21 protein-coding genes are annotated in these 22,101 nt (G+C 70.6%); 9 read left to right on the forward strand and 12 right to left on the reverse strand.

Annotation, left to right across the window (positions count from 1 at the left end):
• Positions 1–55 precede the first annotated feature (55 nt).
• Positions 56–1,042, forward strand: coding sequence for a COX15/CtaA family protein (locus E1267_RS15990; RefSeq protein WP_132333261.1), 987 nt, complete (start codon positions 56–58; stop codon positions 1,040–1,042).
• Between the two features lie 128 nt (positions 1,043–1,170).
• On the opposite strand, the gene E1267_RS15995 is transcribed toward E1267_RS15990, so the two are convergent.
• From E1267_RS15995 to E1267_RS16010, 4 genes are read right to left on the reverse strand one after another with little or no spacing between them, the layout of a single operon-like run.
• On the reverse strand, positions 1,171–2,355 hold the full coding sequence (locus E1267_RS15995) for a PrsW family intramembrane metalloprotease (protein WP_132333263.1): 1,185 nt from the start codon (positions 2,353–2,355) through the stop codon (positions 1,171–1,173).
• Positions 2,342–3,304 (reverse strand): cation diffusion facilitator family transporter, encoded by a 963-nt coding sequence (locus E1267_RS16000; protein ID WP_132333265.1) that lies wholly within the window; start codon positions 3,302–3,304, stop codon positions 2,342–2,344. Before E1267_RS16000 ends, E1267_RS15995 begins: the two co-directional genes overlap by 14 nt.
• Positions 3,301–3,684 (reverse strand): ArsR/SmtB family transcription factor, encoded by a 384-nt coding sequence (locus E1267_RS16005; RefSeq protein WP_132333267.1) that lies wholly within the window; start codon positions 3,682–3,684, stop codon positions 3,301–3,303. Before E1267_RS16005 ends, E1267_RS16000 begins: the two co-directional genes overlap by 4 nt.
• Before the next feature lie 51 nt (positions 3,685–3,735).
• Positions 3,736–4,680, reverse strand: a complete 945-nt coding sequence (locus tag E1267_RS16010; RefSeq protein WP_132333269.1) for a heme o synthase — start codon at positions 4,678–4,680, stop codon at positions 3,736–3,738.
• Positions 4,681–5,056: 376 nt separating this feature from the next.
• On the opposite strand from E1267_RS16010, the gene tkt reads away from it, so the two are divergent.
• The 6 genes from tkt (at position 5,057) to pgl (ending at position 13,232) form a co-directional block, all read left to right on the forward strand.
• Positions 5,057–7,087 carry a transketolase gene (tkt, locus tag E1267_RS16015; protein ID WP_246063928.1) on the forward strand — a complete coding sequence of 677 codons (2,031 nt, stop codon included), beginning with the start codon at positions 5,057–5,059 and terminating at the stop codon, positions 7,085–7,087.
• A gap of 6 nt (positions 7,088–7,093) precedes the next feature.
• Positions 7,094–8,185 (forward strand): transaldolase, encoded by a 1,092-nt coding sequence (tal, locus tag E1267_RS16020; RefSeq protein ID WP_132333273.1) that lies wholly within the window; start codon positions 7,094–7,096, stop codon positions 8,183–8,185.
• Positions 8,185–9,810, forward strand: a complete 1,626-nt coding sequence (locus E1267_RS16025) for a glucose-6-phosphate isomerase (protein ID WP_132333309.1) — start codon at positions 8,185–8,187, stop codon at positions 9,808–9,810. The genes tal and E1267_RS16025 overlap by 1 nt, the downstream gene beginning before the upstream one ends.
• 73 nt (positions 9,811–9,883) lie before the next feature.
• Positions 9,884–11,413, forward strand: a complete 1,530-nt coding sequence (zwf, locus tag E1267_RS16030; RefSeq protein ID WP_132333307.1) for a glucose-6-phosphate dehydrogenase — start codon at positions 9,884–9,886, stop codon at positions 11,411–11,413.
• A gap of 61 nt (positions 11,414–11,474) precedes the next feature.
• Complete coding sequence (locus tag E1267_RS16035) at positions 11,475–12,392, forward strand: glucose-6-phosphate dehydrogenase assembly protein OpcA (RefSeq protein WP_132333275.1); 918 nt, start codon at positions 11,475–11,477, stop codon at positions 12,390–12,392.
• A gap of 66 nt (positions 12,393–12,458) precedes the next feature.
• Positions 12,459–13,232 (forward strand): 6-phosphogluconolactonase, encoded by a 774-nt coding sequence (gene pgl / locus E1267_RS16040; protein ID WP_132333277.1) that lies wholly within the window; start codon positions 12,459–12,461, stop codon positions 13,230–13,232.
• A gap of 29 nt (positions 13,233–13,261) precedes the next feature.
• Here the strand turns inward: pgl and add are convergent, their stop codons facing one another.
• A complete protein-coding gene (gene add / locus E1267_RS16045; protein ID WP_132333279.1) occupies positions 13,262–14,281 on the reverse strand; it encodes an adenosine deaminase in 1,020 nt (339 codons plus the stop codon).
• 321 nt (positions 14,282–14,602) lie between these two features.
• Positions 14,603–15,367 carry a hypothetical protein gene (locus E1267_RS16050; RefSeq protein WP_132333281.1) on the reverse strand — a complete coding sequence of 255 codons (765 nt, stop codon included), beginning with the start codon at positions 15,365–15,367 and terminating at the stop codon, positions 14,603–14,605.
• A 75-nt stretch (positions 15,368–15,442) separates the two neighbouring features.
• Between E1267_RS16050 and E1267_RS16055 the strand changes: the two genes are divergently transcribed.
• Complete coding sequence (locus tag E1267_RS16055; RefSeq protein ID WP_132333283.1) at positions 15,443–16,030, forward strand: Clp protease N-terminal domain-containing protein; 588 nt, start codon at positions 15,443–15,445, stop codon at positions 16,028–16,030.
• Here E1267_RS16055 and E1267_RS16060 read toward each other — a convergent pair.
• From E1267_RS16060 to gap, 6 genes are all read right to left on the reverse strand, one after another.
• A complete protein-coding gene (locus E1267_RS16060) occupies positions 16,022–17,044 on the reverse strand; it encodes a GNAT family N-acetyltransferase (RefSeq protein ID WP_132333285.1) in 1,023 nt (340 codons plus the stop codon). The genes E1267_RS16055 and E1267_RS16060 overlap by 9 nt on opposite strands.
• A gap of 411 nt (positions 17,045–17,455) precedes the next feature.
• Complete coding sequence (locus E1267_RS16070; protein ID WP_132333287.1) at positions 17,456–17,800, reverse strand: RNA polymerase-binding protein RbpA; 345 nt, start codon at positions 17,798–17,800, stop codon at positions 17,456–17,458.
• 74 nt (positions 17,801–17,874) lie between these two features.
• The gene (secG, locus tag E1267_RS16075) at positions 17,875–18,105 is read right to left on the reverse strand and encodes a preprotein translocase subunit SecG (protein WP_132333289.1); all 231 of its coding nucleotides are present in this window, start codon (positions 18,103–18,105) and stop codon (positions 17,875–17,877) included.
• A gap of 99 nt (positions 18,106–18,204) precedes the next feature.
• Positions 18,205–18,987: a triose-phosphate isomerase gene (gene tpiA, locus E1267_RS16080; protein ID WP_132333291.1), complete on the reverse strand. Its 783-nt coding sequence runs from the start codon at positions 18,985–18,987 to the stop codon at positions 18,205–18,207.
• A 1-nt stretch (position 18,988) separates the two neighbouring features.
• Entirely contained in the window at positions 18,989–20,188 is a 1,200-nt protein-coding gene (locus E1267_RS16085) for a phosphoglycerate kinase (protein ID WP_132333293.1), read from the reverse strand.
• Between the two features lie 123 nt (positions 20,189–20,311).
• The gene (gap, locus tag E1267_RS16090; protein WP_132333295.1) at positions 20,312–21,316 is read right to left on the reverse strand and encodes a type I glyceraldehyde-3-phosphate dehydrogenase; all 1,005 of its coding nucleotides are present in this window, start codon (positions 21,314–21,316) and stop codon (positions 20,312–20,314) included.
• Between the two features lie 187 nt (positions 21,317–21,503).
• Here gap and E1267_RS16095 point away from each other — a divergent pair.
• Positions 21,504–22,101: hypothetical protein (locus tag E1267_RS16095; RefSeq protein ID WP_220449507.1), on the forward strand; the 598-nt coding region annotated here is incomplete at its 3' end.

The raw sequence follows: 22,101 nt of genomic DNA on the forward strand, positions 1-22,101 counted from the left end.
GACCTTGAGAAGCCCTGTTCCCGGGACCGCCCTGCCCGGCCCTTACCATCGATACGTGAAGCTACCCACGGACCATCCCCACCCCCTGGTGCGCCGCCTGTTCTCCTTCTGGGCGCCCACAGAGACCAGCATGCGCGGCTGGGCCATGGCGTCCGTGGTGGTCAACGCGGGCATCACGGTGACGGGCGCGGGAGTGCGGGTCACCGGCTCCGGTCTGGGCTGCCCGACCTGGCCGAGGTGCACGCCCGACAGCTTCGTCCCGGTCGCGCACCCCGAGGTCTCGCCGCTCAACATGGCCGTCGAGTTCGGCAACCGGCTGCTCACCTTCCTGGTGCTGGCCGTGGGGGTCGCGTGCGTGCTCTCCGCGCTGCGGATGAGGCCGCGCAGGCGCTCGCTGGTGCTGCTGGCGTGGCTGCAGCCGGTCGGCATCGTGGCCCAGGCGCTGTGGGGCGGGCTGGTGGTCAGCACCATGCTCAACCCGTTCACCGTGGGCGCGCACTTCCTGATCTCCAGTGGCCTGATCGCCGCCTGCTGGATGTTGTACGCCCGCGCGGGCGAGGGCGACGGCCCCGCGCGCCGGGTCACGCACCGCGACATCAGGCGGCTCGGCCACGCGCTGCTCGCGGCGGTGTTCGTGCTGCTGGTGGCCGGCGTGGTGGTGAGCGGCACGGGGCCGCACTCGGGCGACGCCATGGCCTCCCGCTTCGACCTCGACATCGAGGTCGTGGCACGCTTCCACGCCGACATCGCCTACGTCGTGGTGGGGCTGACGTTCGCGCTGGCGTTCGCGCTGCACGTGAACAACGCCCCGCGCCCCGCGCGCCGGGCGGCGCTGGCGCTCTTCGCGGTGGAACTGGCCCAGGGCGTGATCGGCTACATCCAGTATTTCCTGGCCGTGCCCGCCATGCTGGTCCTGCTGCACGTCCTCGGCTCGACGCTGGTCTGGATCGCCGCGCTGCGGGTGGCCACCTCGCTGCGCACCCGCGCCCCTGAGGCCGCCTCCGCCGGCCCCTCCCCCACCGCGGCACACGCCGTCGCCTGAGCGGAATCGCGGGGTTTCAGGCGTTAAGTCCGCCACTCCCCCGTCCTGCGAGGGACACGCTTTGCGGGAGAAGGTCCGGAAAGGTGCGCCCTCTCGAAGAACCCTTCCGTACGCACGCGCGCCCCGTGTCAGCCGGGGGCGTAGCCCGACGGTGAGCCGCCCCTGGCGACCGAGCCTGCGTGTGTCGCCCGCACGGGGAAGTCCGCCCTGGCGGTGCTCATGCACTCCAGCAGCGCCCGCTGCTCCTCGTGGAAGGTCTGCTCGTCGACCATGTGACGGGCCGCCCGCTCGTGCAGCAGGCCCAGCTCGGTGGCGGCGAGCTGGTAGTCGCGCATCGCACGCAACCCGCGCTTGCCGCCGTGGGCCTTGGCCCACTGCCGGGCCTGCCGCCGCCTGGTGAACGTGGAGAGCATGTAGATGTCGGCCTGCGTGACCAGCTTGGTCGGCTCGTACGGCGGCAGGTAACGCTGGATGAGGGCGACGATGCGCCGCCGGTCCCTGAACACCACGCCGATGAGCACGACGAGCACAACCAGCAGCGCCAGGTAGGCCACCACGAGCCCCGGGAAGCCGCCGTAGGAGGCCAGGCCGTTCCACAGGCCGTGCAGGATCATCGCGCCCGACCAGCCGGCCAGGACGGGGAAGATGCGATCGCCGCCGCCGCGCTGGGCCGCGTAGGCGACCCCGACACCGATCATGGAGCTGAACAGCGGGTGCGCGAGCGGCGACAGGATGCCGCGCAGCACCACCGTGACCGCCAGCCCCTTGACGCCCGAGCCGGACAGCGCGGCGATGTAGTAGCTGACGTTCTCGCTCATGGCGAAGCCGAGGCCGACCATGCTCGCGTAGATGACGCCGTCGGTCGGCCCGTCGAGCTCGGCCCTGCGGAACCGGAGCAGGCCCAGCAGCACCAGGCCCTTCATCGTCTCCTCGACCACGGGCGCGCCGAACGTGGCCGCGATGTTGCGGGCGCTGGCCTCCGACAGGCGGGCCGTGTCGATGATGTAGTGCAGGTTGAGCGAGTTGATGACGCCGGCGACCAGCACCGCGATCCCGGCTCCCCACGCGAACGCGAAGATGAGGTTGCTGCGCGGCTCAGGCTCCATCCGGTCGAGCGCCAGCACCGCGGCCAGCAGCAGCGGCACCGGCGCGAGCGCCAGCATGAGCGCGATGAAGAACTGCACCGGCGCGCCGTTGAACACCACGTCGAACGAGAACGAGACGAGAGCGCAGATGCCGGTGAGGACCAGCCCGATGATCAACGCGAACGAAGGGCGGTCCTTGAACACCCAGCGTGGATCACGGGTCGCCATAGGGTGACTTTAACGGATCAGAGTGACGGGGTCCGTGCGGGTCGGAGCAGTGCGGGTCCAGGCCGGGCAGGCCGTGATCGACCTGGAGCGTGGTGTGCCCGATCTCGAAGCGTTCGTGCAGCAGATCGGCGAGGCGGGTGCGCGCGCGGTGGCACTCGGAGCCCTCGGCCACGATCACGTGGGCCGACAGCGTGGGATAGCCACTCGTCACCGCCCAGACATGCAGGTCGTGCACCTCCTCGACGTCGGGGTCGGCGGCCAGCACGCGGCCGATCTCGTCGGGGTCGAGCCCGCTCGGCGCCGCCTGCAGCAGCACCCGGCCGGAGTCGCGCAGCAGCCCCCATCCGGCCTTGAGCATGAGCGCGGCGACCACCAGTGCGGCGATCGTGTCGGCCTGGCGGAAGCCGGTCAGCCAGACCACGACACCCGAGAGCGCCGTGGCGATGAAGGCGTACATGTCGTTGAGCACGTGCTGGAAGGCGCCCTCGACGTTGAGGCTGCGCCGGTCGGCCTTCGACAGCAGCCAGACGGCCAGCGCGTTGACGCCGATGCCCGCCAGCGCGGTGACCACGACGACGGGCCCCGACACCTCGGGCGGCTCCATGAGCCGGTGCACGCCCTCGTAGACGAAGTACGCCACCAGCAGCAGCAGCGTCACACCGTTGACCTGGGCCGAGAGGATCTCGGCCCGCTTCCAGCCGAACGTGTAGGCGCCCCTGGGAGGCCTCGCGGCGATGCGCATGGCGAGCAGGGCCAGCACGATGGCGCTCGCGTCGGTCAGCATGTGGGCGGCGTCGGAGATCAGCGCGATCGAGTTGGCGATCACACCTGCGACGACCTCGACGGCCATGAAACCGACGATGAGCGCGAGCGCCCCCGCCAGGTAGCGCCTGTCGGCGGTGGCGCTCAGCGCGTGCCCGTGCCCGTGCCCGCGGCGATCAGCGCTCATCCGGTCTCCTTCAGATGCTCCCGGCTCAGGTCGAGCAGCATGCGGACATGGGCGTCGGCCAGCCGGTAATAGATCATCCGCCCGGCTCTGCGGCTGGCCACGATGCCCGCCGTGCGCAGCAGGCGCAGCGCGTGGGAGACGGCCGTGTCGGTCACCTCGACCGCGTCGGCCAGGTCGCACACGCACAGCTCCCCCGCCTCCAGCAGGGCGTAGAGCAGCCGGGCCCGGGTCGGGTCGCCGAGCAGCCGGAACAGCTCGGCCAGCCGCGTGGCCTCTTCGGGCGTCACGAGCCGGTCGCGGGTGGCCGCGACCCTGGCGGCGTCCGGCTCCTGCACCGCGCAGCCGTCCAAACCCGTGATAACACCTGAAGAGCTATTCATATATGCACTATAGGGACGAAGAGGAGCCCGGCGCAACGGCCGGACGGAAGGTCAGGCGAGCAGCGGGTCGATCGCGACCGCGAGGAACAGCAGCGCCAGGTAGGCGTTGGACCAGTGGAAGAACCGCATGGGACGCAGGGCGACACCGCTCTTGCCGGCGTTGAGCCTGGCCAGCAGGCGGTGCACCTCCCACAGGCACACGACGCCGAGCACGGCCGCCACGGCCGGGTAGAACAGCGTGGTGCCGGCCACCGGCCACAGCGCCAGCGAGCACAGCACGGTCGCCCACGTGTAGGCGATGGACTCCATGACGACCCGCCGCTCAGTGGCCACCACCGGCAGCATCGGCACCTTGGCCGCCGCGTAGTCCTCCTTGTAACGCATGGCCAGCGTCCAGGTGTGCGGCGGCGTCCAGAAGAACACCACCCCGAACAACACCAGCGGCGCCCAGGCGAGCCGGTCGGTGATGCCCGCCCATCCGATCATCACCGGCATGCAGCCCGCGATGCCGCCCCACACGATGTTCTGGGCGGTGCGCCGCTTGAGGATCATCGAGTAGACGAGCACGTAGAACAGGATCGCGCCGGTGGACAACATCGCCGCCAGCGCGTTGGTGGTGAGCCACAGCCCCACGGTGGAGAGCACGCCGAGCACGACGCCGAAGACGAGCGCACCGCGCGGCGAGACCTGGTGCCGCGCCAGCGGCCTGCGCCTGGTGCGGCGCATCTTCTGGTCGATGTCACGGTCGACGTAGCAGTTGAGCGCGTTGGCGCTGCCTGCCGACAGGGTGCCGAACACCATGACCGCGACGGACGTCCACAGCGGCGGCAGCCCGCCCGCGGCCAGGAACATCACGGGCAGCGTCGTGATCAGCAGCAGTTCGATGATCCGCGGCTTGGTGAGCGCGATGTAGGCCTTGACGATCATGCCGATCGAACGCGGCTCCCCCGCCTTCGGGGCCGGGGCCGTCGCCTGCCTGTTGGTGAGCACCGTCAAGGCGCTTCCAGCCTGTACGAGGGCGCTTCCTGCCTGAGAGGAGTCGCTTCCAGCGAGAGCGGGGTCAACGCGTAACCTCTGATTAGAGCGGATCCATGGGTGGGCGCCGTGACGCCTCTGCGAACAACCAAACTGTAGTCGCAGGGTCGGCCGGTCCGGCCAATGGGGGGCTTGCGCCCCACGTGGGACGCCGGAGTGGAACGGGAATTGATCGTCGCCTCCACTCGGTTAGGGTCCGTGTGGGCGGGATAGCCAAACCGGCGTGACCGATGACAACTAGATTCCGGAGATCGAGCACTTGAGCACCGAACTCGTGCCAGCCCTCGAATGGACCGACCTCGACAAGAAGGCGGTCGACGTCGTTCGAGCCCTGGCGATGGACGCAGTGGAGAAGGCGGGCTCGGGTCATCCCGGCACCGCCATGAGCCTGGCCCCCGCCGCATACCTGCTTTTCCAGCGCGTGATGCGCCACGATCCGACCGATCCCGGATGGATCGGGCGCGACCGCTTCGTGCTGTCGTGCGGCCACAGCAGCCTGACGCTCTACATCCAGCTCTTCCTTTCCGGCTACGGCCTGTCGCTCGACGACCTGAGGCGGCTGCGGCAGTGGGACAGCCTCACGCCCGGTCACCCCGAGCACGGCCACACGGCCGGCGTCGAGACCACGACGGGCCCCCTCGGCCAGGGCCTGGGCAACGCGGTCGGCATGGCCATGGCGGCCCGCCGCGAGCGCGGCCTGTTCGACCCGGGCGCCGAGCCGGGCTCCTCTCCGTTCGACCACCACATCTGGTGCTTCGTCAGCGACGGCGACATCGAGGAGGGCATCAGCCACGAGGCCAGCTCGCTCGCCGGCCACCAGAAGCTGGGCAACCTCATCGTCATCTGGGACGACAACCAGATCTCCATCGAGGACGACACGCTCATCGCCAAGTCGGAGGACGTCGTCGCCCGCTACGACGCCTACGGCTGGCACACCCTGAGCGTCGACTGGACCGACAGCGGCGACTACGTCGAGGACGTCCAGGCGCTCCACGACGCGCTGCAGGCGGCCAAGGCCGAGACCGGCAGGCCGTCGTTCATCCGGCTGCGCACCATCATCGGCTGGCCCGCGCCCAACAAGCAGAACACCGGCAAGATCCACGGCTCGGCCCTGGGCGAGGCGGAGGTCGCCGCCACCAAGGAGGTCCTCGGCCTCGACCCCGCCAAGAGCTTCGACGTGCCCGACGAGGTGCTCAAGCACGCCCGCGGCCTCGCCCAGCGCGGGCGCACCGTCCACGCCGAGTGGGAGAAGGGCTACGCCGAGTGGCGCCTGGCCAACCCCGAGCGCGCCGAGGAGCTCGACCGCATCTCGCAGCGCCAGCTGCCCAACGGCTGGGCGAGGGCGCTGCCGTCGTTCGAGCCGGGCGCCTCGATGGCCACCCGCAAGGCCTCGGGCGAGGTGCTGAGCGCGCTGGCGCCGGTGCTGCCCGAGCTGTGGGGCGGCTCCGCCGACCTGGCGGAGTCGAACAACACCACGATGAAGGGCGAGCCGTCCTTCATTCCCGAGGAATACCAGACCAAGGAATTCCCGGGAAACCGCTACGGCCGCACGCTGCACTTCGGCATCCGCGAGCACGCCATGGGCGCCATTCTCAACGGCATCGCCCTGCACGGCGGCACCCGCCCCTACGGCGGCACGTTCCTCGTCTTCTCCGACTACATGCGCCCGGCGGTGCGCCTGGCCGCGCTGATGAAGCTGCCGGTCACGTACGTCTGGACGCACGATTCCATCGGCCTCGGCGAGGACGGCCCCACCCACCAGCCGATCGAGCACCTGTGGTCGCTGCGCGCGATCCCCGGCCTCGACGTGGTCCGCCCGGCCGACGCCAACGAGACCGCGTACGCCTGGAAGGCGGTGCTCCAGCACACCGACCGCCCCGCGGCGCTGGCCCTGACCCGCCAGAACCTGCCCGTCTTCGAGGGCACCAGCGCCGAGGGCGTGGCGAAGGGCGCCTACGTCCTGCGCGAGGCCTCCGACGGCCAGCCCCAGGTCCTGCTCATCGCCACGGGCAGCGAGGTGGAGATCGCGGTGAACGCCCGCGAGCTGCTGGAGGGGCAGGGCATCCCGACGCGCGTGGTGTCGATGCCGTGTGTCGAATGGTTCAACGGGCAGGACACCGCATACAGGCAGACGGTCCTGCCTGCGTCGATCCGGGCTCGGGTCGCGGTCGAGGCGGGCGTCGCCCTCGGCTGGCACCAGTTCGTCGGAGAGTGCGGCGAGGTCGTCGGCCTCGAACACTTCGGCGCGTCGGCCCCGTACAAGACCGTGTACGAGCAGTTCGGGCTGACGGCGGAGCGCGTGGCCGCGGCGGCACATGCGAGCCTGGCCAAGCTCGGTCAGGAAAAGGGCGAGACGACGGGAAACTGAACGAACATGAGTGAGATCCTGAACAAGCTGTCCGGCCAGGGCGTCGCCATCTGGCTCGACGACATCAGCCGTGAGCGGCTGCGCACCGGCAATCTGGAGCAGCTGATCCGCGAGAAGAACGTCGTCGGGGTGACCTCCAACCCGACGATCTTCGCCAGCGCGCTCAGCAAGGGCGACGCGTACAACGCCCAGCTGCACGACCTCGCCGTGCGCGGCGTCGACGTGGGCGAGGCCGTACGCGCCATCACCGCCTACGACATCCGCTGGGCCGCCGACGTGCTGCGCCCGGTCTACGACGCCACCGGCGGCGTGGACGGCCGGGTGTCGCTCGAGGTCGACCCGCGCCTGGCCCGTGAGAGCGAGAAGACCGTGGCCGAGGCGCGGGCGCTGTGGTGGCTGGTCGACAGGCCCAACCTGTTCATCAAGATCCCGGCGACGGTGGAGGGCCTGCCCGCGATCACGCAGGCGCTGGCCGAGGGCATCAGCGTCAACGTCACGCTGATCTTCTCCCTCGAGCGTTACCGCGCGGTCATGGACGCCTGGCTTGCCGGCCTCGAGGCGGCGCAGGCCAAGGGCCTCGACCTCAGCAAGATCGACTCGGTGGCGTCGTTCTTCGTCAGCCGCGTCGACTCCGAGATCGACAAGCGGCTCGACAAGCTCGGCAAGCCCGAGCTGAAGGGCCAGGCGGGCGTGGCCAACGCGCGCCTGGCGTACGCGGCGTTCGAGGACGTGATGAACTCCGAGCGCTGGCAGCTCCTGCGCGCCGCGGGTGCCCGCCCGCAGCGGCCGCTGTGGGCCTCGACCGGCGTGAAGAACCCGGAATACTCCGACACCCTCTACGTCGACCAGCTCGTCGTCCCCGGCACCGTCAACACGATGCCGGAGAAGACGCTCGACGCGACGGCCGACCACGCCAACGTCTCGGGCGACACCGTACGCCCCTTCTACGAGCAGGCCTGGAACACCATGGCCGCGCTCAAGGAGGCCGGCGTCGACTACGACGACGTGGTGAAGGTGCTGGAGGACGAGGGCGTCGACAAGTTCGAGGCGTCCTGGAACGAGCTGCTCGAGAGCGTCAGCAAGAACCTGGTCCCGTGATGAAGGTCTCCTGCCGCGAGGAGGGGGTGGCCTCGGCCGCCGCCTCCGCCGCGGGGCGCCTCGTCGCCGACGGCGTGCCCGCGCGGCTCGCCGCCGGCGACCCCACGCTGTGGGGTGAGGACGCCGAAGCGGGCACGCCGGCCGGCCCAGGCCGGCGGGGAGACCCGCAGGCGCCGTACCGCGGCTCGCGCGAGCTGCTGCCCGAGCTGGGCCGCCTCGCCGAACGAGCACGCGCGCAGGGGCTGACGCATGTGGTGCTGGCGGGGGCGGGCGGCTCGCCCGCCGCCGCGGAGGTGATCTGCGACACCGACGACGTGCCGCTCACGGTGCTCGACACGACCGATCCGGGGCAGGTGCTGCGGGCGCTCGCCGAGCCGCCCGATGCCACGATCGTGGTCGTGGCCGACGCGGCCGGCTCGGCCTTGGAGACCGACGCCCTGCTGCGGGTCTACGAGCGCTACTTCACGCAGGCGGGCATCGCGCCCGCCGAGCGGATCGTGGTCGTCACCGGGCCGGGCTCGCCGCTGGAGGCACGGGCCCGCGAGAGCGGCCTCCAGGTGCTGCTGTCGGCCCCCGGCTCGGGCGGCCGCGTCCCGGCGTTGTCGGCGTACACGCTGGTGGCCTGCGCGCTGGCGGGCGCGCGCGTGGAGCGCCTGCTCGACGACGCCGGCCAGGCGCTGCCGCTGCTGTCGCTCGACACGGGCAACCCCGGGCTCGACCTGGGGGCGGCGCTCGGCGGCGCGGCGCTGGGCGGGCGCGACAAGCTGCTGCTCGAGGACCAGCTCTCGGCCATCACCGGGCTGCCCGGCTGGATCGAGGAACTCATCGCGGGGTCCACCGGCAAGCGGGGCAGGGGCATCCTGCCCGTCGTCGGCGCCGATCCCCACCGCAGCGGCGACGAGCTGGTCGTCGCCATCGAGTCCGACGTCGGCGACGTACGCGTCGACGGGCCCCTGGGCGCGCAGTTCCCTGTGTGGGAATATGCCGCCGCCGTCGCCGCGCTGCTGCTGGAGGTCGACCCGTTCGACCGGCCGGACGAGGCGGGCGCGCGCGACGAGACCGACGCGCTGCTGGCCCTGCCCGATCTGCCGGCCGGTGCTCCCGCGTTCACCGACGGCCCCGTCGAGGTGTACGGCGGGGTCACGGCCAAGGATCTGCCCGGCCTGTTCGCCGAGCTGCTGCACACCGTTCCGGCCGGCGGTCACCTGTCGATCATGGCCTATCTCGACCGGCTGGCCGCGTTCGACGCTCCGGTGCCGGACGGCGCCGGCTTCGAGCAGCTGACCGACGCCTGGATGATGGCCGACGCGGCCACGCTGCGGGCGCTGCTCGCGCTGCGCACCGACCGGCCGGTGACCTTCGGATGGGGGCCGCGCTGCCTGCACACGACCGGCCAGCTCCACAAGGGCGGGCCCCAGAACGGCGTGTTCCTGCTGATCACCGGGGCGGCGGCGGAGGACGTCGAGGTCCCCGGGCGGCCGTACACCCTGGGCCGGCTCCAGCTGGCGCAGGCCCTCGCCGACCTCGGCGCCGTCGAGACCCGCGGGCGCCCCGCCGTACGTTTGCACGTGACCGACCGCGCGGCTGGAGTCGCGCGTCTGCTCGCAGCCGCACAGGAGGTTTGAGATGACAGATCCGGCAGCGCCCGCGGAGGAGGCCGCGACCGTGGCCACCTCGGCCGCGGGCACCTCCACCACCATGGAAGTCCTGGCGGCCAACCCGCTGCGCGACCCGCGTGACAAGCGGCTGCCACGGGTGGCCGGACCGTGTGTGATGGTGTTGTTCGGCGTGACAGGCGACCTGGCCAAGCGCAAGCTGCTGCCGGCGATCTACGACCTGGGGAACCGTGGGCTGCTGCCGCCGGGCTTCTCGCTGGTCGGGTTCGCCAGGCGAGACTGGAAGGACCAGGACTTCGCCCAGTTGACGCACGACGCCGTCAAGGCGCACGCGAGGACGCCCTTCCGCGAGGAGGTGTGGAAGCAGCTGCGCGAAGGCATCCACTTCGTCCCCGGCGAGTTCAACGACGACGGGGCGTTCGACGCGCTGGCCATGGCCTTGAACGAGATCGACGAGACACGGGGCACCGGGGGCAACTACGCGTTCTATCTGTCGGTGCCGCCGAAGTTCTTCCCCGTGGTGGTCGAGCAGCTCAAGCGGACGGGGTTGTCCGACGCGCCCGAGGGGTCGTGGCGCCGGGTGGTCATCGAGAAGCCGTTCGGTCACGACCTGCGCTCGGCCCACGAGCTGAACGAGATCACCACCTCCGCCTTCCCAGAGAGCTCGATCTTCCGGATCGACCACTACCTGGGCAAGGAGACCGTCCAGAACATCATGGCGCTGCGGTTCGCCAACAACCTCTACGAGCCGATCTGGAACCGCAGCTTCGTCGACCACGTGCAGATCACGATGGCCGAGGACATCGGCATCGGCGGGCGGGCCGGCTACTACGACGGCATCGGCGCCGCCCGCGACGTGATCCAGAACCACCTGCTTCAGCTGCTCGCGCTGGTCGCGATGGAAGACCCGACCTCGTTCGACGCCTCCGCGCTGCGCCGGGAGAAGGAGAAGGTGCTCAAGGCCGTGCGGCTGCCGGCCGACCTCGGGCTCAACACCGCGCGCGGACAGTACAAAGCGGGCTGGCAGGGCGGCGAGAAGGTCGTCGGCTACCTGCAGGAGGACGGCATCTCGGCCTCGTCCACCACGGAGACGTACGCCGCCATCAAGCTGGAGATCGCCAACCGGCGGTGGGCGGGCGTGCCGTTCTACCTGCGCACCGGCAAGCGCCTGGGCCGCCGGGTGACGGAGGTGGCCGTGGTGTTCCAGCGGGCGCCGCACCTGCCGTTCAGCGCCGACGACACCGAGATCCTCGGCCACAACGCGCTCGTCATCAGGGTCCAGCCGGACGAGGGCATCACCGTCAGGTTCGGCAGCAAGGTGCCGGGCACGGCCATGGAGGTGCGCGACGTCTCCATGGACTTCGCCTACGGCGAGTCGTTCCTCGAGTCGTCCCCCGAGGCGTACGAGCGGCTGCTGCTCGACGTCATGGTCGGCGATCCGCCACTCTTCCCGCACCAGCGGGAGGTCGAGCTGTCGTGGAAGATCCTCGACCCGATCGAGGAGTTCTGGGCCACGCAGGGCCAGCCGGAGGGCTACGAGTCGGGGTCGTGGGGGCCGGAGCCGGCCGACGCGATGATGGCCCGCGACGGCCGCGTCTGGAGGAGGCTCTAGTGACCGTACGAGCTGTCACGTCCGGTACGGCTGTCGCCGCGCGATCGACGGAGGAGCGCCCGTGACGACGTTCATGTTGTCCGACACGACGGCGGGCAAGATCTCGGCGCAGTTCATGCACCTGCGCCACCAGATGGGCGCACCCGCCATCGGCATGGTGCTGACGCTCGTGGTCGTCTGCGAGGAGCGCCACCAGTACGACGCCCTGCGCGCCGCCACCGAGGCGGCCCGCGAGCACCCTTCCCGCATCATCGTCGTGATCAAGCGCGAGGAGGACGAGCCGATCAGGCTCGACGCCGAGCTGCGCATCGGCGAGTCCACGCCCGGCGAGGTCGTGGTGCTGCGCCTGTACGGCGAGCTCGTCGACCACGCGGACTCCGTGGTCAGCCCGTTGCTGCTGCCCGACACGCCGGTCGTCGTGTGGTGGCCGGGCGCGGCGCCCGAGGTGCCGTCGAAGGACTCCATCGGCGCGCTGGCGCAGCGGCGCATCACCGACGCCAAGGGCCTGGACGAGGGCGGCATCACGTCGCTGGTGACCAGGGCCAAGGGGTACGCCCGCGGCGACACCGACCTGTCGTGGACCAGGCTGACGCCGTGGCGCAGCCTGCTGGCCGCCGCGTTCGACCAGCCGGTGGGCCAGGTTGTCGAGGGCGTCGTGGGGGCCGTGAAGGGGCACCCGAGCGCGCCGCTGCTGGCCTCGTGGTTGTCGGAGCGCCTCGGCGCGCCGATCGAGGTCGCCGACTCGGCGGGCCCCGGCCTGACCTCCGTACGCCTGCGCCTCGACGACGGCGGCGAGCTGTCCATCTGCAGGACGGACGCCCGCCTGGCCACGCTGTCGCGGCCGGGCCAGCCCGACAGGAACGTGGCCCTGGCCCGGCGCCACACCTCCGAACTGCTGGTCGAGGAGCTGCGCAGGCTCGACAGTGACGAAATCTACGAGGCCGCGGTCAAACACTTCGCCCGCACGTACAAGGGATGACGTTCCTCCCCGGGCGGCCCGGCCGCCCGGGGGTTTCTGGCTGGATTTGGTGAGATAGTAGTGCTCGTGAGCGTGCCCAGTGTTGTCGTACACCGCAATGCCGACGTCCTCGCCAAGGCGGTGGCGGCACGGATCATCACCCGGCTGGTCGACGTGCAGTCGGCCAAGGGGTCGGCGTCCATCGTGCTGACCGGTGGCACAGTGGGCATCGCCACGCTGGCCGCCATCGCCGCGACGCCCGCCCGCGACGCGGTCGACTGGCGGCGCCTCGACGTGTGGTGGGGCGACGAGCGGTTCGTGCCCACGGGCGACAAGGAGCGCAACGAGACCGGCGCCCGCGAGGCCCTGCTCGACCACGTCGACCTCGACCCTGAGCGGGTGCACGTCATGCGCGGCCCCGACTCGGGCATGACGGCCGAGGAGTCCGCCGACGCCTACGCCGCCGAGCTGCGCAAGGCCGCCAGGCCGGAGGATCATGGCCCGGTGCCGAGCTTCGACGTGATGCTGCTCGGCATGGGCCCCGACTCCCACGTGGCCTCCCTGTTCCCCGGCATGCCCGCGCTCTACGACACGCGCCCGGTGGTGGCCGTGCACGGCTCGCCGAAACCGCCGCCCACGCGCATGTCCCTGACGCTGCCCGCGATCCAGGCGGCGCGCGAGGTGTGGGTGGTGGCCGCCGGGGAGGAGAAGGCGGGCGCGGTGCGGCTGGCCCTGTCCGATTCGGGGCCCGTGCAGGTGCCGGCGGCGGGCGCCAGGGGACGGGCGCGCACCCTGTTCCTCCTGGACCGGGCGGCGGCGGGCAAGATCCCGCCGGGCCTGGGCCGCATGGCCTCACCGTAGGCGCTCCCGGCGGGCACCCGGGTGCGGGGTCAGCCGGCCGCGACGAGCGCGTCGATCTCCGCCACGAGGGCCTGCTTGCGCCCCTCGGCCAGGTAGGACGCCTGGACCCCGTTGCGGGCGAGCTGGGCCAGTTCCTGTGCGCCGAGGCCGAAGACCTTCGCCGCGAGCCGGTACTCCCCGGCCAGCGTGGTCGCGAACATCGGCGGGTCGTCGCTGTTGAGCGTGACGTACAGCCCTTCCTCCAGCATCCGCGGCAGCGGGTGGTCCTCCAGGCGGGCGACCTGGCCGGTGCACAGGTTGGAGGTGGGGCAGACGTCCAAGGGCAGCTGCGTCTCGCGCAGGTGGGCGACCAGGCGGGGGTCCGACAGGCAGGTGATGCCGTGGCCGATGCGCTCGGCTCCGTAGCCCTCGATGACCTCCCAGATCGTCTCCGGGCCGGTCATCTCGCCGCCGTGCGGGACGCTGTGCAGGCCGGCCGCGCGCGCCGCAGAGAACGCAGAACGGTAGGCATCACGATATTTCCGGCGCTCCTGCTCGATCCCGCCGATGCCGAAACCTACCAACGCGGCGGGAGGTTCCTGCAGAGCGTGCTCGACGGTGATCCTGGCGGCCTCCTCGCCGTACTCGCCGGGGATGTCGAAGATGTAGGCCGTCTCCACGCCGTACTCGGCCGCCGAGCGGCGGGCGGCCAGGTCCAGGGCCTCGGTCACCTCGCGCATGGGCATGCCGACGACGTGGTGGGCGTATGGCGTGACCTGCAGCTCGACGTAACGGGCGCCCTGGAGGGCAAGGTCGCGGGCCAGGCCGAGCACGAGCGTGGCCACGTCCTGCGGTTCGCGTACGAGCGCGTTCACGGCGCCGTACACCTTGGCGAAGTGGGGGAAGTCGCGGAAGGTGTAGAAGCGGTGCAATTCCTCCTCCGTCGTGGGGACACCGCTGCCGGGGTGGCGGCGGGAGAGCTCCAGCACGGTCGCGGCGGAGGCCGAGCCGATCAGGTGCACATGAAGCTCGACCTTGGGCAGGGCGTCGATGAAGGCGTCGATGGTCATGGCGACGACGATACGAGCTGGTGGAGGGGCGACGACAGCCTTTCACACCGAATCTCACATGAAAGTGTCCGCTTTCCGGGCGGGGCTAGGCTGAGATCCGTGACCAACGCCGAAGCGTACGATCGCGCACCGCCCACGACACACCACCGCGCTTCACAGCGCTGCTGCGGGCGGCGGGCTTCCGCGCAACGGCCGTGGACGCCGTACGGTGGCGGCACCGGGCCGGCTCGGCTCGTGGTGGGACGACATCGTCCAGGCGGGCGGCCCTAAGCACAGCGCCCCAGGGACATGGGCTCGGCCCTGCCGGTCACGCTTCGTGGGTCAGCGTTCCAGTCGCCGCCGTGCGTGCCGTTCCTCGCGCTGGGCGACCTCGAGCCGCTGACGGCTGTCGGCCAGCCTTCTGCGCGCCTCATCCAGCTTGCGTTCCAGCGACGCGACCTTGTCGGCTCGCTCGTCGTGCTCCTTCGTGGCCGCTTCGAGCGCCTCGCGCCACTCGCGGTGGGCGTTCTCGGCCTCCTGACGCTCCTTGGCCTTCCTGGCCTCGGCCTCCTCGCGTTCCTCCGCGCGGGCGGCCTCCTCGTCGGGTGCCGGTCTTCTCCGGGCGGCGGGCCGCTCGCGCCGCACCGGGGCCGGGGCGAAGCCGCTGTAGCTGAGCGGCTTCGCCAGGGTGCCGCGCCGCACCTGCCCCGCCGCGTCGGCGTCGACCATGGCGGCGTCCAGGGTCTGGTCCACCTCGGCGGACGCCGCGGCCGACAGGTCACCGGCCTGTCTGGCGAGCCTGCCCACCGTACGCGTCACCTCGCCGCGGCGCCGCGTCAGATCGGCCAGCGCTTCGGCGTCCTGCTCCTGCCAGGCAGCGCGCAGCCGCTCCCCCACCTCCAGCAACTCACCCAGCTCGCCGGGGTGTTCGCGGGCGACCCTGTTCACCGCCCAGGCGGACACGGTCGGCTTGCGCAGCTTCGCGATCTCGCGCGACAGCCGTACGTCACCCGCGTCCTTTGCCGCGCGGGCCTCGGCCGTGCGGGCGGCGGTGAACTCGGACGGCGGCAGCGCGTAGAGCCGGCCGGCCACCTCGTCAAGATCCACACTAGACAAATACCCCACATCCGCGGGTTTCTAGCGCATAGTGGAAGCAGCCCCCCATGTCGAACGGAGACTCCGGTGTTCGAGCGCTTCACCGACCGTGCGCGCAGGGTCGTCGTCCTCGCACAGGAGGAGGCCCGGAGGTTGGACCACGACCGCATCGGCACGGAGCACATCCTGCTCGGTCTCATCCACGAGGGCGAAGGGCTGGCCGCCCTGGTGCTCGACGGCTGCGGTGTGGAGCTGGGTCACGTACGCGCCTTCGTCGAGCGCGAGGAGGGACGCGGCGCCAAGTCACCGGGCGGGCACATCCCGTTCACGCAACGGGCCAAGAAGGTGCTGGAGCTGTCGCTGCGCGAGGCGCTGCAACTGCGCCACAACTACATCGGCACCGAGCACATCCTGCTCGGGCTGGTCAGGGAGGGCGAAGGGCTGGCCGCCCGAGCCCTCATGGACGCCGGCGCGGACCTGACCGACGTACGCCAGCGCCTGCTCGACCGGGTGGGCCACGGCCCCAAAGTACGCCCCGCCGAGATGTTCCACTCCGGCGGCGCCGCGCTCGACGAACGCCTCACGCAGATCCAGGAGAGCCTTGAGCGCATCGAACGCCACCTGGGCATCCAGCCGCCGGCCAGGAAGCCGCAGGACGAAGAGGGCCTAGGCTGAGGCCATCACGCCCACGGGCAGCCGGGCTGCCACGACCCCCGGGTCCTCGGTGTAGCAGAGTGTGGCGCCCAGCGAGAGCAGCAGCCGGCGCATCCGGGCGTTGTCGGACAACATCGTCGCCCTGATCTCGGCGTAGCCGAGGTCGCGGGCCGCGTTCACCAGCGCCCTCGCCATCGCCGTGCCGAGACCGCGCCCCTGCCAGCGGTCTTCGACCAGGACGGCCATCTCGGCGCTGCCGGGATCGGAGGTGAACAGGAGGTTCGCCATCCCGACGACCTGCCCGTCGTGCCCGGCGACCAGCGCATGCCCCCGGTTCCTGTCGCACATGCGGTCGAACACGCGCTCGGGCAGCGCCGGCAGCGCGGTGAAGTAGCGGAACCTGCGCGACTCGGGTGAGCATCTGTCGTGCAGGTCACGTACGGCCTCGCGGTAGATCGAGGTGAGCGTGCGGAGCGTGACCTCCGCCCCGTCGGCGAGCTTGACCCCGCGCTCGGCGCCCTCCTGCTCGGCGACCGGCTGGGCGAGCCGGGCGAAGGCGGCGGCCCTGGCCGCCTCCGTGGAGGTGAAGGGCAGCTCGCCGCGGCGCAGCCGGACCGCGCGCCTGGCGGCCACGGGCACGACGAGCAGGGTGGGGTCGGGAAGATCGTGCACGGGTTCACCATAGATCCAACGGGCATCGTCCGCGCGCAACAGCTCGGCGAGCAGCTCAGGCAGCCGCCACGGCATCGAGCGCAGCCGGGAGGACAGCAGCAGGGCCCTGGTGGGCTCGTCGGTGAGTTCGTGGGCCGTGGCGGGCACCACCTGGACCCGGCTGCCGCCGGCCGCCTCCAATGCCTGGCGCACGGTCTCGGGGTGTGCGGGGATGTCGGCGACGAACTCGTCGACGGTTCCGTCAGTGTCGGGTTGGACGCTCAGCCCGAGAATGTTGCCGCCTCTGTCGGCCAGGGCCGCCGCCAGCGACGCGAGCCGTCCGGGGCGTTCGTCCACCGTGGTCCGGATGCGCAAGAATCCCATGGCCACGAGCATGCCTGGTGGCTGTTACACCGCCACTAACGATGTGTTTCATCAGGAAATATGCCGATTCATCACCGTATATGGCTCCATACCCGACCTACCGGCGGCGAGGGAGATCCGATGACCACGCTCTCCCGAGGGAGCCGCGTGTTCGCGCCCGGCGTCGCGACTGACGCGGTGCTGGTGCGCGACGGCATGATCGCCGCGGTGGGCCTCCGAGCGAGACCTGGCGCGTCTCCCCCGCGAGACCGTCGGCCCGGACGGCGGGCTGCTGACGCCGCAGTTCGTCGACGCCCACATCCACCCGGTGCAGGCCGGCCTGGAACGGCGCAAAGTGAGCGCGGCTGACGAGCCCGCCCGGTAACGGCGGAAGGGCCCCCGCGCAACGCTGAGGCCCTTCCGTCGACACGCCTACCAGGGGGACTTGTTGCTCCGCAGGCGTTCCAGCGCCTCCTCGAGGATCGCCTTGCCGTCCTTGTCGCTCCTGCGCTCCTTCACGTAAGCCAGGTGCGTTTTGTACGGCTCGTTCTTGGGCGGGGCAGGCGGTGCCGCCTCGTCCTGTCCGGCTGGGAGGCCGCAACGGGGGCAGTCCCACAGCTCGGGGACCGCCGCGTCACTGGCGAAGCTGGGGCGCGTCTCGTGCATGTTGGCGCACCAGAACGAGACCCGCACTCTCGGAGCTGCCTCGCCGCGCTCGGCCTCCCCCATAGGGCCGGCGCCGACTCGGCTGCCACGGATCGCGTTGCCACTACCCACGGATGAACTCCTCGCTCGATCGCCCCGCGCGCAGACACGGGGGGAGAATCACTGTCACGCGTTGACTTGCTAGCTCAGGGCCGCAGCAGCAGGCCGAGAGCGACGATGCAGACCAACCAGATGACGCCGGTGATGACGGTCAGCCGGTCGAGGTTGCGCTCCACCACCGAGGAACCACCGAAGTTCGACGAGAACCCGCCGCCGAACATGTCGGACAAGCCGCCGCCCTTGCCCTTGTGCATCAGGACGAGCAGGATCATAAGAAGGCTCGCCAGGATGAGGGCGATAGAGATTCCGAGTACCACGGTATGCCTGTTCCTTCAATGCTCTGTTACGCGTGACGAGTCAGACTTGCTTCTTGAGGGTACGGCCTGATGTCAAGTCGCACCCCCAGAACGGCTCAGTTAGCCGGGCATATCGGAGAAACGGCAGATCTTCGTGTACTCCCCCGCGTCGATGCTCGCACCACCAACGAGCGCGCCATCGACATCGGGCTGAGCCATGATTCCTGCGATATTGCCTGACTTGACCGAGCCACCGTAAAGGATACGGACCGCAGAGGCCACTTCGGGGTCGTAGAGCTCAGCGAGTCTCACTCGCAACGCTCCGCAGACCTCCTGAGCGTCCTGCGGGGTGGCCACCTCGCCGGTGCCGATCGCCCACACCGGTTCGTAGGCCACCACTATCGATTTTGCCTGCTCGGCCGTGATTTTGCGCAGCGCTCCGTCGAGTTGGCCAAGACTGTGCGCGATGTGGCGGCCTTCTTGACGCACCGACAGTCCTTCGCCCACGCACAGGATGGGGGTGAGCGAGTGGCGGTAGGCGGCCTGCACCTTGGCGTTGACGAGGTCGTCGTCCTCGCCGTGGTACTGCCGCCGCTCGGAGTGCCCGATGGTGACGTAGGTGCAGCCGAGCTTGGCCAGCATGGCACCCGACACCTCGCCGGTGTAGGCCCCGGAGTCATGCTGAGAGAGATCCTGGGCGCCGTAGACGATGCGTAGCTTGTCGCCGTCGACCAGGGTCTGGACGCTGCGCAGGTCGGTGAAGGGCGGCAGGACGGCGACCTCGACCTTGTCGAAGTCTTTGTCGCTGAGCCCGAAGGCCAGCTTCTGGACCAGCGCGATGGCTTCCAGGTGGTTGAGGTTCATCTTCCAGTTGCCGGCGATGAGCGGCTTGCGGGTCGTCACGTCACGCCTCCAGAGCCGCGAGTCCGGGGAGGGTCTTGCCCTCGAGATATTCGAGACTGGCCCCGCCGCCTGTGGAGATGTGCGAGAACCCGTCTTCCTGCAGGCCGAGCCGGCGAACGGCGGCCGCGGAGTCGCCGCCGCCCACCACGGTGAAGGCACCGTCGCCGGCGGTCCGGGCGATCAGCGCCTCGGCTACCGCCTTCGTGCCGCCCGCGAACGCGTCGAACTCGAACACGCCCATCGGGCCGTTCCAGAACACGGTCTTGGCGTCGGCCAGCTTGCCGGCGAACAGCTCGCGCGTTCTGGGCCCGATGTCGAGACCCTCCCGGTCGGAGGGGATCGCGGTGGCCTCGACCACCTCGTGCTCGGCGTCGGCGGCGAAGGTGACGGCCGCCAGCACGTCGACCGGCAGGACGAGCTCGACGCCCCGTTTGGCGGCCTCCTCGAGGAAGCCGCGGACCTGGTCGAGCTGGTCCTCCTGGAGCAGCGACCTGCCGACCTCGTGGCCCTGCGCCTTGAGGAAGGTGTAGGCCATGCCGCCGCCGATGAGCAGCCGGTCGACCTTGGTCAGCAGATTGGCGATGACGCCCAGCTTGTCGGAGACCTTGGCTCCGCCCAGCACGACCACGTAGGGCCGCTCGGGCTCCTCGGTCAGCTTCTTCAGCACCTCGACCTCGGCCACGACCAGCCCGCCCGCCGCGTGCGGCAGCAGCTGGGCCACGTCGTAGACGCTGGCGTGCTTGCGGTGCACCGCGCCGAAGCCGTCGCCGACGTAGAGCTCGGCCAGCCCGGCCAGCCGCTCGGCGAAGGCGCGCCGCGTGGCGTCGTCCTTGGACTCCTCGCCCGGCTCGAAGCGCAGGTTCTCCAGGAGCGCGACCTGGCCGTCCTGGAGCGACTCGACACAACCGCGGGCGCTGTCGCCGACCACGTCGGAGGCGAAGGCCACATCCTGTCCGAGCAGTTCCCCGAGCCGCGCGGCCACCGGCCGCAACGAGTATTCCGGCGTGACCTCGCCCTTGGGCCGACCCAGGTGGGCACAGACCACGACCTTGGCGCCCGCGCCGGTCAGCGCGCTGATCGTCGGGACGGACGCGCGGATGCGGCCGTCGTCGGAGATCGTCTCCCCGTCGAGGGGCACGTTGAGGTCGGCGCGCACGAGCACGCGCCGACCTTTCACGTCGAGATCGTCAAGCGTGCGCATGCTCGTGCTCCTGCCCATGGCTCACCCCGCGAGGCGGGCTCGGTCGCCGTCCACCGCAGCCTTGCGTCGCTCCGGTCGCTTCACTCCCGCCGCCCGTGCGGACGGTGGCACTCCCTCGCCGCATCAGGCGCCGCGACCGACCAGCTCGACCAGGTCGGCGAGGCGGTTGGAGTAGCCCCACTCGTTGTCGTACCAGCCGACGACCTTGACCTGGTTGCCGATGGCCTTGGTGAGGCCGGCGTCGAAGATGCAGGAGGCCGGGTCGGTGACGATGTCGGAGGAGACGATCGCGTCCTCGGTGTAGCTGATGATGCCCTTGAACGGGCCCTCGGCGGCGGCCTTGACCGCGGCGTTGACCTCGTCGACGGTGACCTCACGGCCGACGTCGACGGTGAGGTCGGTGGCCGAGCCGGTGGGGATCGGCACGCGCATGGCGAAGCCGTCGAGCTTGCCCTTCAGCTCGGGCAGCACCAGGCCGATGGCCTTGGCGGCGCCGGTGGAGGTGGGCACCACGTTGAGCGCGGCGGCGCGGGCGCGGCGCAGGTCCTTGTGCGGGCCGTCCTGCAGGTTCTGGTCCTGCGTGTAGGCGTGGATGGTGGTCATCAGACCCTTCTCGATGGTGAAGGTGTCGTGCAGGACCTTGGCCATCGGCGCCAGGCAGTTGGTGGTGCAGGAGGCGTTGGAGATGATGGTGTGCTTGGCCGGGTCGTAGGCGCCGTCGTTGACGCCCAGGACGATCGTGACGTCCTCGTTCTTCGCGGGCGCGGAGATGATGACCTTCTTCGCGCCATTGTCGGCGTGCGCCTTGGCCTTGGTGGCGTCGGTGAACAGGCCCGTGGACTCGAGCACCACGTCGACGCCCAGGTCTCCCCACGGGAGCTTGGCCGGGTCACGCTCCTCGAAGACCTTGATCGCCTTGCCCTCGACGGTGATCTCGTCGCTGGTGGCCTTCACCTCGTAGGGCAGCCGGCCGAGGATGCTGTCGTACTTCAGCAGGTGGGCGAGCGTCGCGTTGTCGGTCAGGTCGTTGACCGCGACGATCTCGATGTCCTTGCCGCTGGCGGCGACAGCGCGCCAGAAGTTGCGACCGATGCGGCCGAAGCCGTTGACGCCTACGCGGATGCTCATCGGGAACCGATCTCCTCGAACAAATGATGGCGGGCTGGTACCTCAACCACGAACCTTATCGGACTCAAATTGGTTTAGACCACTTCAGGTGCCCCCCTGTGAATCGTCGTTCTTGCGGCGCGTTTTGAGAGGTTCGAGTAAAGTGCCCGACTCGTCGGAGTAAATTCGTGATTCTCTGGGGGCTGAGATGTCACACAAGCGGTCCGGCCTGCTATCCGGACTGATCGTCGGCCTGCTGGCCGGGCTGATCTGCGCGGCAGGGCTGGGGGCGGCCGCGCTTCTGCAGGAGAGCCTGCCCAGCGGCGTCACGACGTTCGGCAACGGACTTCCTCTCCCCCTGGCTCTTTCTCTGGTCATCGCGCTGCTGGTGGCCTTCGCCATGGGCTCGGTGCGCCCGCGCGCCTTCGTCCTGGTGCCGTTCGCCGCGTTGTACGCGGGCGGAGCCGTGGCCGCGGGCCAGATCGCGGGGCTGGCCATCATGATCGGCTCCGCCCAGCGCGAACCCGGCAGGCAGGCCCCCGCCGGCCTGTCCGACATCACCCTGCCCACCTTCACCGATGGCCTGCCCGGAGCGCTGGCCCTCTATCGTGACCCGCTGACGCAGACCTGGCCGACCTGGCTCTACATCGCCGTGGCGGCCCTGGCCGCCCTCGTCCTGGTCACCCTCCGGGTCACCCGCGTACGCCGCTCGCAGCGGGCCCACGAGGCTGAGGCGAAGGCCGCGACCGAGGCCGAGGAACCGCGGGAGCCGGAATACCGGGCGCCTTTCGAACCCGCCCAGGCCC

Origin of the sequence: Nonomuraea longispora (assembly GCF_004348345.1) — a bacterium.
GTDB classification, from domain to species: Bacteria; Actinomycetota; Actinomycetes; order Streptosporangiales; family Streptosporangiaceae; genus Nonomuraea; species Nonomuraea longispora.

Coding starts and splice junctions, on each gene's coding strand:
- E1267_RS16000 (WP_132333265.1), bottom strand. CDS start 3,304: ATGAGCGCTGATCGCCGCGGGCACGGGCACGGGCACGCGCTGAGCGCC.
- E1267_RS16060 (WP_132333285.1), bottom strand. CDS start 17,044: ATGGGATTCTTGCGCATCCGGACCACGGTGGACGAACGCCCCGGACGG.
- tkt (WP_246063928.1), top strand. CDS start 5,057: ATGGACGCAGTGGAGAAGGCGGGCTCGGGTCATCCCGGCACCGCCATG.
- add (WP_132333279.1), bottom strand. CDS start 14,281: ATGACCATCGACGCCTTCATCGACGCCCTGCCCAAGGTCGAGCTTCAT.
- E1267_RS16025 (WP_132333309.1), top strand. CDS start 8,185: ATGAAGGTCTCCTGCCGCGAGGAGGGGGTGGCCTCGGCCGCCGCCTCC.
- gap (WP_132333295.1), bottom strand. CDS start 21,316: ATGAGCATCCGCGTAGGCGTCAACGGCTTCGGCCGCATCGGTCGCAAC.
- E1267_RS16005 (WP_132333267.1), bottom strand. CDS start 3,684: ATGAATAGCTCTTCAGGTGTTATCACGGGTTTGGACGGCTGCGCGGTG.
- E1267_RS16085 (WP_132333293.1), bottom strand. CDS start 20,188: ATGCGCACGCTTGACGATCTCGACGTGAAAGGTCGGCGCGTGCTCGTG.
- E1267_RS15995 (WP_132333263.1), bottom strand. CDS start 2,355: ATGGCGACCCGTGATCCACGCTGGGTGTTCAAGGACCGCCCTTCGTTC.
- zwf (WP_132333307.1), top strand. CDS start 9,884: ATGGAAGTCCTGGCGGCCAACCCGCTGCGCGACCCGCGTGACAAGCGG.
- tal (WP_132333273.1), top strand. CDS start 7,094: ATGAGTGAGATCCTGAACAAGCTGTCCGGCCAGGGCGTCGCCATCTGG.